Below are 13196 nucleotides of genomic sequence, written 5' to 3'. Positions count from 1 at the left end.
CAAATTCAAACCGGTCGAGCTGGCCGCGTTCTGATTATTGTGCCAGACACGCTCATTCACCAGTGGCTGGTTGAAATGCTACGCCGGGTAAATCTGGCCTTCGCTATTTACGATGAAAGCCGTTGTGTGGCACTGGAAGAAAGTGAAGAAGGAAGCAATCCGTTCGATAACGACCAGCTCATACTATGCGGGCTAAACTGGCTGACTCAACACCCTAAACGCCAGCAGCAAATTCAGCAAACAAGCTGGGATCTCATGGTTGTGGATGAGGCCCATCACCTGGCCTGGTCGGCTGATGCGCCTTCGGAAGAATACCAGTTGGTAGAGCAATTGGCTCAGGCCACGCCCGGGGTGTTACTGCTTACCGCTACACCTGACCAATTAGGTCATGAAAGCCACTTTGCCCGTTTGCGCCTGCTCGACCCAGCGCGCTTTTATGACTATGCAACGTTCCTTGAGGAAGAGTCACAATACGCCGCATTAGCAGACGCGGTTGCTCCACTGATTGATGGTGAACCATTAACAGATGACGCCTATAAAGCGCTGCAGGCACTGGCCCCGGAAATCGTTAGTCAGTTTGACGATGTAAATGACACCGCGTCCCGCGACGCTTTACTGCACCAGCTAATTGACTGTCACGGTACCGGCCGATTGTTGTTCCGCAACCGACGCGCTGCCATCGAAGGCTTTCCAGCAAGGCAATTACACAGCTATGCGCTACCCCGCCCGGATTGCTATCCGGTAGACGCCATTGATTCGTTGTCTTCGGCACTGTTTCCGGAGCGCCAGCCTGGATTAACAGAGCAGTGGCTAAATGAAGACCCAAGGGTCAGCTGGTTACTCGAATTCTTGCCGACGGTCAAACCCGCCAAAGTATTACTGATTTGTGCAAGTGCAGCCACTGCCCAGCAGTTAGCCGAAACCATTCGGGTTAAAACCGGCATAAGACAGGCGGTGTTCCACGAAGGTATGAGCATTGTGGATCGCGACAAAGCGGCTCACTACTTTGCTGACCCGGAAGACGGCGCGCAGATATTATTGTGTAGCGAAATCGGCAGTGAAGGCCGTAATTTCCAGTTCGCTCATCATCTGGTGTTATTCGACTTACCGCTTACGCCGGACCTGTTGGAACAGCGCATTGGTCGACTGGACCGAATAGGGCAAACTCAGGATGTGCAGATCCATGTACCGGTTATCGAGCACTCCGCTCAGGCCGTGCTGCTGAAGTGGTATCACGAGGGTCTGAATGCATTCGAGCAAACCTGCCCGACTGGTGGTAAAGTTTATGAAGACGTGGAAGAAATGCTGATCACTGCGTGTTTGATGCCAGACGATAGTGCATTGATTGACACGCTGGTAAGTCAGAGCCATACCCTGAACAACGAATTGAAAGCCAAACTCGACGCAGGGCGTGACAAACTGCTGGAGCTTAATGCTGCTGGGGTAGGCAGGGTAGATAGCCTGTTGGAGCAAATCATAGCCCGGGACAGCGCCGCCGATTTACCCAAGCTGGCAGGCCGTTTGTTTGACTCTATCGGTATTGCCCAGGAAGAAAAAGGCCAGGACTGTTTTATTCTGCGTCCGACTGAGTCGATGATTGGCCACCTGCCAGGACTGGATCCGGAAGGTATGACCGTGACCTATCGTCGTCGTACCGCCACTACCCTGGAAAATGTGCATTTCCTGACCTGGGATCACCCGCTTATTCACAACGCCATTGAGTTAGTACTTACTGACGTTCATGGTAAGAGCAGCGTAGGCTTTATTGCTGACAAAGATCAGCCTAAAGGGGCATACTTTGTCGAAACCCTGTTTGTGCTGTCGGGTAAAGCCCCCGCAAAGTTGCAATTAGAGCGTTTCCTGCCACCCACGCCCATTCGCCTGTGTTTGGATGTAAAAGGTCAACATACCGAACTGTTAAACCAGTCGCTCAGACCCGTTGGCCGTAAAATTGCCCAGCAGTTAATTCAGGCACTGACACCACAACTGCAACAGCTACTGGAACGCGCCCGGGATCAGGCCCATCAGCACGCCAACCATATTTTGCAGGACGCGTTGCAGCGCATGCAGCAGTCGTTGGGCAGTGAGGCACAACGGCTAAAAGACCTGCAAAAGCAAAATCCAGCGATTCGCGACAGTGAAATTGAATTCATCGAACAGCAAATCGCTGCGCTTACCGACGTGCTACAAAACTGCGATGTGCAATTAGACGCCGTTCGCATACTGGTGAGCAATCCGTGAGTGCCAACCCGGACTTTGTCTACAATCCGCCGGTTTCACCTTACCTGAGCTTGTTGTACCACGATGACGACATTATCGTAGCGAACAAGCCCAGCGGGTTGTTAACCGTGCCAGGTAAGGCCATTGAGCATCGCGACTCACTGGCCTCACGGATTCAAACTGTCTTTCCCCAAGCGCGCATTGTGCACCGCCTCGACATGGCGACCTCCGGAGTGATTGTGATTGCCCAACACAAAGCCAGTCACAAGCACCTGTCCCGTCAGTTCGAAACACGACATACGGCGAAACGCTACTTCGCGCGTGTACTGGGTGTGCCTGAACAACCCAGTGGTGAGGTCAACTTACCGCTCATTTGTGACTGGCCCAACCGCCCGAAACAAATGGTTAGCCATGAGCACGGAAAACCCGCCCTAACGCATTATCAGGTTATTAGCGCATCAGACGATGAAGCGCTAGTGGAGCTTCGCCCTGTTACCGGTCGTTCTCATCAGCTACGGGTGCATATGCTTGCTTTAGGCCACCCCATTCTGGGCGACAGGCTTTACAGCCCGCCTGAGGGGTTAGCAAAAGCAAGTCGGTTACAGTTACACGCAGAGTCGTTAATCATTACGCACCCCACTCGCAACGAACAGATGTGCTTTTCAGCGCCCTTGCCCTTTGGCAACCATACGCCTTCGCCGTTTAGTGCAGACAAAGATTAACTTTTACCCTGTTCTGCCGATACAACTATACTGATAATCACCTCAGTCATTGAACGGGTAAATGCAAATAACCAAAGTCATAATTCTCTTATCTGCGCTGTGCATGAATGCAATGGCGTGGACAGCGTATGGTGCTGTGGCTGACGATATTGCGCGCTATTTTCCCGAACAGCAAATTACCCAATTAACTGTGTTGGATAAGCAAATTCCAGCGGTGACACTGGCTTCCAGGCACCCGTTAAGCCGCGGTGTAGCGATTGTTCTAGTCGACGCTGAATCCCAGTCTCTTAATCTGGATGGTGGGCTCATTCTGGCCGACACGCTTACTGAGAAAGGCTGGCATTGTTTACTCATTCCGGTTGAGCGCCCTGCTGTTACCCCTTCAGACACGCCAGATGCGCCGCCTAAGCCTATTGATAACACCACCAGCATGACACCGGACTACGACAGTTTTTATACCAGCATACTGGGGCTAACCAATGCTGCATACGGCTATGCACAACAACATCGCGGCTACACATTTGTGATTGCGGAAGGCATGACCAGCGCAGTACTCATAGATGCATTTCAACGTGGAGCCCTGGACATGCCTGACACCTTGGTTAGCCTCGGCGCGTTTTGGCCCGAGCATGACAAAAATCAGCAACTGATCGACTGGCTGGCGCAAAGCAGTTACCCTGTTCTTGACCTGAATATGCCGATGCTCAGCCAATGGCAATCATTCACGGCGGATGCCCGTCAGACTGCCGCCAAAGTCAGCCTGAAACGTCACTACCGACAGCGCCAACTGTTCCCCACTGTCGGACTAGGTAATGCGGGCGCATCACTACCCAACCCAACCGGCGCCTGGCTTGGACAGGAAATATACAGCTGGTTGAGATACTTAGGCTGGTAGTTATTTTCTTTAATACCCTCGTTGTGAACTTTGTTCACAATTTGCAGCTTTCTGACAATATTGAACTATACTCACAGAGTGTTGAATTCTTGGAACAGCGGCGTGAGCATTACTCCATTTATTGAAGAAAAGTCCCGTCAGTTGTGTTGTTACCTGCAAGCATTCTGGAATGGCGCGCTTGACTATCGCGAGCTCAATTATTTCTTTTGGGACACGCTGGAAGAATGGTCGTTGTATCGCTGTGAAGATTCTGAGCCTTATTCTCACAGGGAAAGAGTCTTTTGGCATTTGTTGCACCAGATTCACTACTGGCGTGACGAACAGCTGCTACACGACACCATTTTGCGAGACGAATTGAAGCAGTGCGTGCGGTTTCTTCAGGGCGGCGCGGTCTTTCCGTTTGACTGCATTGGCATCAGACCTTAACGGGCATAAAGGGGTAACCATTCCCCTTTTACCTGTCTCGCATCACAGGCTACAGTTTACTGGACTTGTTACCTCGCTTCATACATGATCACATTCATCAGGTCATAATCCATCGGTGAGGAAGGGATTCGGTGTCCACCACATTTGCTTCATTTCGCGACAAGCGTTTGATCAGCGTTTTTCTATTTGGCATTGCCAGTGGCTTCCCCTGGCTGATGATTGGTTCAGTATTATCCGCCTGGCTCAAAGACGAGTCCTTGTCCCGGTCCGCCATTGGCCTGTTCGGTGCCATATTTGCAGTTTATTCATTTAACTGGCTCTGGGCGCCCCTTATCGACCGTATCAAACCGCTTTTTTTAGGTCAGCGGCGAGGCTGGATCGCTCAGATGCAGTGGGTCATTATTGGTTGCTGTCTGTGGATGTCGAGTCTCGATGCGCAGGTTGATTTATTCTATATAGCTCTGTGCGGACTGTTCATTGCAATTGCGTCGGCAACGCAGGATATTGCTATTGATGCTTACCGGATTGATGTCATCGGTGAGCAGGAAAAAGACACCATGTCTGCAGCTTCATCTCTGGCTACAGCCGGGTGGTGGACAGGCTATGGCGGCCTGGGTGCAATTCCTTTTTTGTTAGCCGATTTGCCCGGCTGGCACTGGCAAATGATTTATTTGGTGCTGGCCGCAATAATGGTGATGTGTTTTATTGCCACCCTGTTGGCTAAAGAACCGGATATCGACCGCGACGCGTTGTTGCGCGAAGCGAAAGCGCGATACAGTGCACTGGCTGGTGATTCGCAGTCAGCCTTCAACAAGCTTTCTGCATGGTTGCTGCTCACTCTGATAGAGCCATTCCGCGAATTTTTTCAGCGAAGCGGCGCCAGGCTGGCCGTCAAACTACTGTGCTTTATTTTTCTGTTTAAGATTGGTGAGGCCTTCCTCGGTCGAATGAGTATCGTGTTCTACAAGGAAATAGGATTCAGCAATACCGAGATTGGCACCTACTCAAAATTGCTTAATTGGTGGGTCACTATCATCTTTTCGATATTAGGCGGCATGGTAAATATCCGCTATGGTATTTTCCGGGGGTTACTCATTGCGGGTATTGCAATGGCAGCCAGTAACCTGTTGTTTGCTTTAATGGCTGTTGTGGGACCACACAAAGGCTGGTTTGTGGTCACAATTATTCTGGACGGCTTCACCTCTGCATGGGCAACCGTGGCCATGGTCGCGTTTATATCCTTGCTGTGTAACCGTGCCTTCTCTGCAACACAGTATGCACTGATGGCGTCATTGAGCGTGCTAAGCCGCACTTTGCTGGCATCTAGTAGTGGTATGTTAGTAGATGGGCTAGGAGGAAACTGGGCGCTGTTCTTTGTGATCACGGCACTGATGGTGATCCCGAGCCTGATAATTTTAACGTCACTGAAAGATAAAATTGCAGAAGTGGAAACGTCACGATAAGCCCCGCTTATCGTGACTGTCAGCAAAGACTATAAACTCACCGCCTGATTACGGCCGCCTTCTTTAGCTTTGTAAAGAGCCTGGTCAGCGCGGTCAAGCCATTGCATCTCGTTGTCGAATGATTCGTTAAACTCTGAAAGCCCCAGGCTAACTGTGAATGTAATACTCTGACCTTCATGCTCAACCACAGTAGCCTCAGCTGCGCGACGAATACGCTCAGCGACCTGTAACGCATCATCCAGTTTTGCGTCGGTCAGGATCACGGCGAACTCTTCCCCACCGTAACGGCCGGCTAAATCGGTTTCACGAACGCACTGCTTAATCACGTTGGCCAAAGCCTGAATGACTTTGTCTCCAGCCTGATGGCCGTAAGTGTCATTCACTAATTTAAAGTGGTCGATGTCCAGCATAATTGCGGTTTCGGGCGCACCCCGTCGTCTGGCTAGTTTAAACTGCTTTTCAAATCGCTCTTGCCAATAGCGTCGGTTATAGAGGCCTGTCAGCCCATCCAAACGGCTCACATTGGTAAGCTTTTCGTTCAGGCCTTCGATATGCAAGCGGCCTGTCGCCTGGTCGGTTACGTCATACACCAGCATACACAAACGCTCTACTTTGCCGGTCAGTGATGACAGCGGAAACAAAGTCACGTTCTGGTACATGAAATCCAGCTCAGAGGTGATCGGGCGGTTACAACCAAACTTGAATAAATAAGGTCGCTGTTCCCAAATTAAAAATACCGGTGTTTTCAAATTGAAAACCGGATCGGCTTTGACTTTCAACCAATCGGCACTGATTTCCGGAAAACTGTCGAACAGACAGGTACCAACGATTTGACTGGGACGCAGGTTACTGTGGTTTTCCATAAACTGGTTCCACACTTCAACCTTAAATTCCCTGTCCAGTACCACAATACCCACTTCCAGTGAACTGAGCAGGTCGTGCATCCAGTGCTGGCGGCTTAATTCTTCTAAAACGTCAGATGTCACGGTTTACTCCTCAATATCAACCAGTCTAGAGTAAATGCGTTCCATTGATGTATCAGGGAACAGCAACAACAAGTCAAAATGAATATTCTTATGCTTTATGGCGTAGCCAATCTCGATCGCCATGATGCGTTGCCAGCGTTGTTTGGTCGTGGTTAACATGCTATCGAGGTCACGGTTGCGCCCGAGAATAATCGGTGAACTGTGGCTAAACGTAACATTGAGTTGGTCAGATAACGCATTCAAACAAGCACCAATCAGAATATTCGAAATATCCATCAGTGCTTCCAGCTGAGCTGGCGCGGCACTTAACTGATCGTAATTGAGCAGCTCAACGATATTGTCAAAATCCGTGTCGTTGAAAATTACCAATGCTTCGCCATTGATACCGGCACTCACAAAGCCTTTTGACACCGCCGACACACTGTTGTTGCGATTCACTTCTGCTATCGCCATATGCAGTTCGTTATTTTCGATGACGTTAACGTTGGGAATAGGCAGGTCAATAAATTCGCCTAACAAGCTCGCCAGGTTCTCACCCGCGCGCCCCATGGCAACGTTCACCATTTCCCGGTAAGCATCGAACTTTTCGTTCTCACTGCTGGCTGCCAACAGGTTTACTTTCTTGCGTTTCTCCGCGTTGCCGTCGCCGGTGTAAATGCCGTATTGCTTGAGCAACGTGATCAACTTTTCGTTGTCGATCGGTTTACGGATAAAGTCCAGTGCCCCCATGGCTAACATACGCGAACGCGCTTCTTCCTGCACATCACCAGATACCACAATAACCAGACAAGGCAGATCTTCACGCCGAATAACGTCCATGGTTTCATAACCATCCATCACCGGCATATTAAGATCGAGAAACATCACATCGCCATTGCCCGCGCGGATTTGTTCCAGCGCTTGCTCACCGTGTTCTGCATAATGGATATCGACATCCCAGCCATCCGGGATGGAACGCGCCATTTGTTTTCGCGCAAACCCTGAATCGTCACAGATTAATACGTTCGTTTTGCTCATTCCCTAAAGCCTTATATTGCGACCGGCGCCTTGATGTGAGGGTGGGCCTGATAGTTTTCCAACGTAAAATCGTCGTAGGTAAACCCAAAAATATCTTTCACTTCAGGATTAATCCGCATTTGCGGACGCGCAAATGGCTCTCGGCTTAACTGCAGATCAGTTTGTTCCAGATGGTTCAGGTATAAATGCGCATCACCCAGTGTATGAATAAACTCACCAGGCTCAAGATCGCAAACTTGTGCGACCATTAAAGTCAGTAACGCATAGCTGGCTATATTGAAAGGCACGCCAAGGAATACATCACCGCTGCGCTGATACAGCTGACAGGATAACTTGCCGTCCAGCACGTAGAACTGAAATAACGTATGGCAGGGTGGCAGCGCCTGTTTTCCATTTGCCGCATTCTCTTTGGGGGAGACTGAGGTATCGGGCAGAACAGCCGGATTCCACGCACTGACAATCAAGCGACGTGAATCCGGATTTGTTTTAATTTGTTGAATGACATCACTGATCTGGTCGATAACTTGTCCATCGGCGCCAGTCCAGCTGCGCCACTGGTGACCGTAAACCGGGCCCAGTTCACCCTCATCAGTTGCCCACTCATCCCAAATTGAGACACCGTGCTCTTTCAGATAGGCGATGTTAGTTTCGCCCTTCAGGAACCAAAGTAATTCATGGATGATCGAGCGGAGGTGACATTTTTTGGTGGTAACCAGCGGGAATCCATCTGCCAAATCAAAGCGCATTTGATACCCAAACACGCTAATTGTACCGGTACCCGTGCGGTCTTCTTTTTTAATTCCATGCTCTTTCACATGGCGCATCAACGCTAAATATTCTTTCATAATTTGAATTTATTCTAGTTTTGTTTTGCCTGTGCGGTAGCAACGCTACCCTTGCGGTAAGCCATCACCATTAACCATAATCCGGCAAGGATCATCGGCAGACATAGTAGTTGCCCCTGGCTCAACCCTATCTGATACAAACCTATATGTGCATCGGGTTCTCTGAAATACTCTACAATGAATCTAAACGCACCATATCCGACCAGAAACAGACCTGCGACAGCACCAGTAGGACGAGGCCGTGCAGAGTACAGCCACAGAATAATAAACAACAATACGCCTTCCAATGCGAACTCATAAAGCTGTGACGGGTGTCTGGGTTCAGGGCCTGCGCCTGGAAACACAAAAGCCCAGGGCACATCGGTTTTACGCCCCCATAATTCCGCGTTCAAAAAGTTACCGATTCGTCCGGCACCCAGCCCAATCGGCACCAGTGGCGCAATAAAATCTCCGACTTCCAGCAAAGAGCTGTTTAACCGCTTTGCCTGCCAAACCATTGCGCCAATAACGCCAAGCAGACCACCGTGGAAGGACATTCCGCCGGTCCAAATTTTAAATAAATAGGCGGGATCACTGATAAACATGTCCCATTGATAGAAGAAGACATAGCCCAGGCGACCGCCAATGATGACACCGACAAATCCCCAAAACAGCAAATCACTGAGCTGCTCCTGATTCCAGGGTGACTGCGGCAGGCGTTTTTTTGCTAACAAATAAGCGGCAATAAAGCCCACCAGATACATCATGCCATACCAGCGAACACTCAATGGTCCCAAGCTGACAATAACAGGATCGATATTTGGAAAAACCAGATACTCTGTTCCACCCATGTAACTATTCCATTCCCATAATCATGCGGATACTAACTAAGACCAGTATGCCGGCTAAAATCTTTTTCAATAAATCAGTGGGCATTGTTTGCCCCAACCTGGCACCAAAGCCAGCGGTAAACACCGAGGTAGCCATAATGCCCACGCCGGCAGGTAAATAAACGTAGCCCAGCGCCCAATCGGGCAGCTGCGGTAAACCCCAACCTGCAATAATAAAACTGCCTGTGCCGAACAAGGCTATTACCAAGCCACTTAGCGCTGCGCAGCCAATAGCCTGTCGGATCGGTACCTGAAACCAGACCAGGGCTGGTACCAGTAATGCGCCGCCACCAATGCCCATCAGAGCAGATATGATCCCGGTTACTAACCCCACCGCAACCAAAATTGCGGGCGTTGCAACGAAGCGCGACGCTTTGCGCTTGCCGAAAACCATTTGTGCAGCAATGCCGATAACCAATACAGCAAACACAGTTTGTAGCAAATCAGCCGGCATCAGGCTTGCTATTTGTGCCCCGGCAATTGCGCCAAACGCAATACCCGCGCCACACCAGAGAATTACCCGCGGTACAATATTACCCAATTGGTAATGTGCTCTGGCAGAGAAGAAACCTGTCACAATAATCGTAAATAACGACGTGGCAATTGCCATTGGCATAGCCAGTTGTGCGTCGATATTGCCTACGCTGGTCATGAGTGCTGTCAGCACGGGTACGATGATTAGACCGCCTCCGATGCCCAGCATACCGGCAAGTGTTCCGGTTAACATACCAAGCGCCATACAACTCAAGAATATGATAATTAGCGCATCCACCAGCTCACTCCTACTTTTCGGCAGCAAGCATATCACACTTCGTCAGACGTGTTGTGTCAGTTTTTTAACACGCCCTGCCAAAAATTTGTCGCACTGTAAGCGCTATCAAATCATACTTTATTGAGAATGAGAATAGGGGTTAGGAACCCGCCCTGACCAGGCCTCCCAGCCCGCGCTTTTCAAGGTATTGATTGATGTGGTGGTAGACTTCTTCGTAGCTGTCTGATGTTAGCGCACACGACAGCAACGATTGCGCTTCAGTGAGGTTAACGTTGCGGATCACCCAGTTAATTTTACGCAGGTTGAAGGCATTCATACTAAGCTTGCGATACCCCATGCCCATCAGTAATACCGCGCCACCCGGTTCGCCGGCGATTTCGCCACAAATCGATACCGGTACCTGATGCTGGTCGGCTTGCTTAACAATGTCGTACAGGGCCGACAACACAGCGGGGTGATAGCTGTTGTATAAACTGGCGACACGGGAATTGTTTCGATCCACTGCCAGTAAATACTGGGTTAAATCGTTGCTGCCCACCGAGAAGAAATCGACTTTCTTGGCGAGTTGCGGCAGTTGATAAAGCACCGATGGCACTTCGAGCATAATCCCCAGACGCGGGCGATGCAGCGTTACATTCTGATGTCTGGCTTCTTCTTCAACTTCAAAGAAAGCCTGTTCAACCAGGCGGCGTGCTTCATTTACTTCTGCCACACTGGAAATCATAGGCAGCATGATACTGAGGTTTTTCAGCCCGATACTGGCGCGTAACATGGCGCGGATCTGTACCAAGAAGATTTCCGGATGATCCAGAGTTAAGCGAATCCCCCGCCATCCCAGGAACGGATTTTCCTCTGTTATCGGAAAATACGGTAACGGCTTATCGCCCCCGACATCCAGTGTCCGCATCGCGATTTCACTGTTAGGTGCACTCTCCAGAATTTTCCGGTACAAGGCAACCTGTTCGCTTTCCGACGGAAAGCGCTCGCGTAACATAAAAGGTATTTCGGTGCGGTAGAGACCAATCCCTACCTGACCAGATGAGGCCGATGCGGTTTCCAGTTCGGTAGATAGGCCCGCATTGACCATTAGTGATACATGACAGCCATCTTGTGTCTCACAGGCTTCGCCGGCTTCACTGTCGATGCGCTCAGACAGGACGCGCTCTTCTTCAATTAACTGACTAAATTCAGCGCGAATGGCTTTTTCAGGTGAAACAATGACTTCACCGGCGTAACCGTCGAGCAAAATTTCCTTGTGCTCTAACAGCGTAGGCGACACATTCTGACAGCCCATTACTGCAGGCACACCCATGGCACGGGCTAAAATGGCGGCATGTGAGTTATTCGAACCTCTGACCGAGATAATCCCAGCTAAGAACTCTCGGGGGAATTCCGCCAACATGGGGGCTGACACCTCTTCTGCCACCAATATACAGGCTTGTTGCGGACGGTCGCGGTCGGTAACCGCTTTACCTTTCACTTCTGCCAGGATGTTCAGCAAAATCCGGTTCGACAAGTCAACAATGTCGATGGCCCGTTCCTGCATGTACGGGTCTTCCATTGCTTCAAACCGGGCAGCATAGGCTTCTACAACCAGTTTGAGTGACGACGCTGCATCCCAGCCTTCGCGAATTTTGGTTTCGACTTCTCGCCCAAGACTATTGGCGTCGAGCAACTGGTGATAAAGCTGAAAGATGGCCCGGACATCATCAGGCACCTGGCCTTCCAATCGGTCAGATAACGCCTCCACCTGCGTACGGGTAATTTCGACCCCTTTGCGGTAGTAGTCAATTTCCTGTTGTGTATTGTCGCTTTGCTTAACAATCCAGGTATTCAGTGTATAGGCAGCATGGGGAGAGTATCCCACGCCCATTGCCAATCCTGGCGAACCTGGAATCCCACGAACGTTCTTTTGCATCGCGCCGACATACATACCCGCATGCGGGTTCAGTGCCCCACGGGTTTCGGCATTGGAAATCTCAAGCGCAATCTGTGCAGCCAGCGTAACCAGAAACGCTTCTTCATCTTCGCTGAATTTGCGCATGGCGCTTTGCTGCATAGTAATAACGCCCAGCACCTTGCGCTGGTGAATAATGGGAGTACCCAGGAAAGCGTTATAATGCTCTTCTTTAACTTCAGGATAATGTTTAAAACGCGGGTGCTGGTGGGCATTTTCAATATTTAGCGGTTCTTCGCGCTGACCAACCAGGCCAATCAAACCTTCAGAAAAACCAATTCGCACGCGTTCAACGGCATCTGCTGCCAGGCCATCGGTGGCCTTTAATATGAATTCCTGATTGGTGTAGTCGGCAAGGTAAATGGAGCAGGAGTCAACCTGCATGGTTTCTTTAACTCTGACAGCGAGGCGAAACAAAGCATCGGTTAACCGGGGTATTTGGTTAACCTCCTGAACAATGCTTTTTAAGACAGTAAGAATACTGCCCTTTTCACCTCGTGTTCCCGCCACACTTTTCCTTTAGCCGCGACGCCGGCGACGATTCTGCTTTGACTGATTATTATAGCGGGGTTGCATATTCATAACGGTGCCAGAAAACTCTTTCATCACACGTCGATATACGTCCCGTTTAAACGACACTACATTTCGAATCGGATACCAGTAGCTTACCCAGCGCCAGTCATCAAACTCCGGGTGGCCGGTTTTGAGCACGTCGACTTCCTTTTCATGGCAGTCGAGCTGCAATAAAAACCATTTCTGTTTTTGTCCGATGCAAACAGGGTTACTGCCTTGGCGAATTAACCGCTTTGGTAGTTTGTATCTCACCCAGTTGCGCGTCACATTCATAATGCTAACGTCTTTGGGTGTGAGGCCGACTTCCTCATTCAGCTCTCGATACATTGCCTGTTCTACAGTTTCCCCTTCATCTATTCCGCCTTGAGGAAACTGCCATGAATGCTGACCATAACGCCTTGCCCAAAATACTTGACCCATTTTGTTGCAAATCACTATGCCCACATTCGCA

General features: G+C 50.0%; 12 protein-coding genes. 5 read left to right on the top strand and 7 right to left on the bottom strand.

Translation table 11 applies throughout. The features are described from left to right. The 5 genes from rapA to AC4MRN_RS14765 form a co-directional block, all read left to right on the top strand. Nucleotides 1–2241 (top strand): RNA polymerase-associated protein RapA (gene rapA, locus AC4MRN_RS14785; RefSeq protein ID WP_491203689.1); only part of this gene is annotated, 2241 nt, incomplete at its 5' end. After that, nucleotides 2238–2942, top strand: a complete 705-nt coding sequence (rluA, locus tag AC4MRN_RS14780) for a bifunctional tRNA pseudouridine(32) synthase/23S rRNA pseudouridine(746) synthase RluA (RefSeq protein WP_491203688.1) — start codon at nucleotides 2238–2240, stop codon at nucleotides 2940–2942. The genes rapA and rluA, both read left to right, overlap by 4 nt. A 112-nt stretch (nucleotides 2943–3054) precedes the next feature. Beyond that, nucleotides 3055–3837, top strand: a complete 783-nt coding sequence (locus AC4MRN_RS14775) for a DUF3530 family protein (RefSeq protein WP_491203687.1) — start codon at nucleotides 3055–3057, stop codon at nucleotides 3835–3837. A 102-nt stretch (nucleotides 3838–3939) separates the two neighbouring features. Next, complete coding sequence (locus tag AC4MRN_RS14770; protein WP_073325282.1) at nucleotides 3940–4263, top strand: hypothetical protein; 324 nt, start codon at nucleotides 3940–3942, stop codon at nucleotides 4261–4263. A gap of 131 nt (nucleotides 4264–4394) precedes the next feature. Next, the gene (locus AC4MRN_RS14765) at nucleotides 4395–5726 is read left to right on the top strand and encodes an AmpG family muropeptide MFS transporter (RefSeq protein WP_491203686.1); all 1332 of its coding nucleotides are present in this window, start codon (nucleotides 4395–4397) and stop codon (nucleotides 5724–5726) included. A gap of 29 nt (nucleotides 5727–5755) precedes the next feature. Here AC4MRN_RS14765 and AC4MRN_RS14760 read toward each other — a convergent pair whose 3' ends face one another. The 7 genes from AC4MRN_RS14760 to rppH all read right to left on the bottom strand — a co-directional run. Next, nucleotides 5756–6670 (bottom strand): sensor domain-containing diguanylate cyclase, encoded by a 915-nt coding sequence (locus AC4MRN_RS14760; protein ID WP_491203690.1) that lies wholly within the window; start codon nucleotides 6668–6670, stop codon nucleotides 5756–5758. A gap of 45 nt (nucleotides 6671–6715) precedes the next feature. Next, nucleotides 6716–7729: a response regulator gene (locus AC4MRN_RS14755; protein WP_073325280.1), complete on the bottom strand. Its 1014-nt coding sequence runs from the start codon at nucleotides 7727–7729 to the stop codon at nucleotides 6716–6718. An 11-nt stretch (nucleotides 7730–7740) separates the two neighbouring features. Next, nucleotides 7741–8574: a thymidylate synthase gene (locus AC4MRN_RS14750; RefSeq protein ID WP_073325279.1), complete on the bottom strand. Its 834-nt coding sequence runs from the start codon at nucleotides 8572–8574 to the stop codon at nucleotides 7741–7743. Nucleotides 8575–8588: 14 nt separating this feature from the next. Next, complete coding sequence (gene lgt, locus AC4MRN_RS14745) at nucleotides 8589–9404, bottom strand: prolipoprotein diacylglyceryl transferase (protein WP_491203685.1); 816 nt, start codon at nucleotides 9402–9404, stop codon at nucleotides 8589–8591. Between the two features lie 4 nt (nucleotides 9405–9408). Next, entirely contained in the window at nucleotides 9409–10215 is an 807-nt protein-coding gene (locus tag AC4MRN_RS14740; protein ID WP_073325277.1) for a sulfite exporter TauE/SafE family protein, read from the bottom strand. A 139-nt stretch (nucleotides 10216–10354) separates the two neighbouring features. Continuing rightward, nucleotides 10355–12652, bottom strand: coding sequence for a phosphoenolpyruvate--protein phosphotransferase (ptsP, locus tag AC4MRN_RS14735; RefSeq protein WP_073325346.1), 2298 nt, complete (start codon nucleotides 12650–12652; stop codon nucleotides 10355–10357). Nucleotides 12653–12691: 39 nt separating this feature from the next. Beyond that, the coding region (rppH, locus tag AC4MRN_RS14730) for an RNA pyrophosphohydrolase (protein WP_491203684.1) at nucleotides 12692–13196 on the bottom strand (505 nt) is incomplete at its 5' end.

Source organism: Marisediminitalea sp. (assembly GCF_984433645.1).
The sequence above is the reverse complement of the archived record's forward strand: the minus strand, read 5'-3'. Positions and strand labels throughout refer to the sequence as shown.

Coding starts and splice junctions, on each gene's coding strand:
- AC4MRN_RS14775 (WP_491203687.1), top strand. CDS start 3,055: ATGGCGTGGACAGCGTATGGTGCTGTGGCTGACGATATTGCGCGCTAT.
- AC4MRN_RS14760 (WP_491203690.1), bottom strand. CDS start 6,670: ATGCACGACCTGCTCAGTTCACTGGAAGTGGGTATTGTGGTACTGGAC.
- AC4MRN_RS14755 (WP_073325280.1), bottom strand. CDS start 7,729: ATGAGCAAAACGAACGTATTAATCTGTGACGATTCAGGGTTTGCGCGA.
- AC4MRN_RS14750 (WP_073325279.1), bottom strand. CDS start 8,574: ATGAAAGAATATTTAGCGTTGATGCGCCATGTGAAAGAGCATGGAATT.
- lgt (WP_491203685.1), bottom strand. CDS start 9,404: ATGGGTGGAACAGAGTATCTGGTTTTTCCAAATATCGATCCTGTTATT.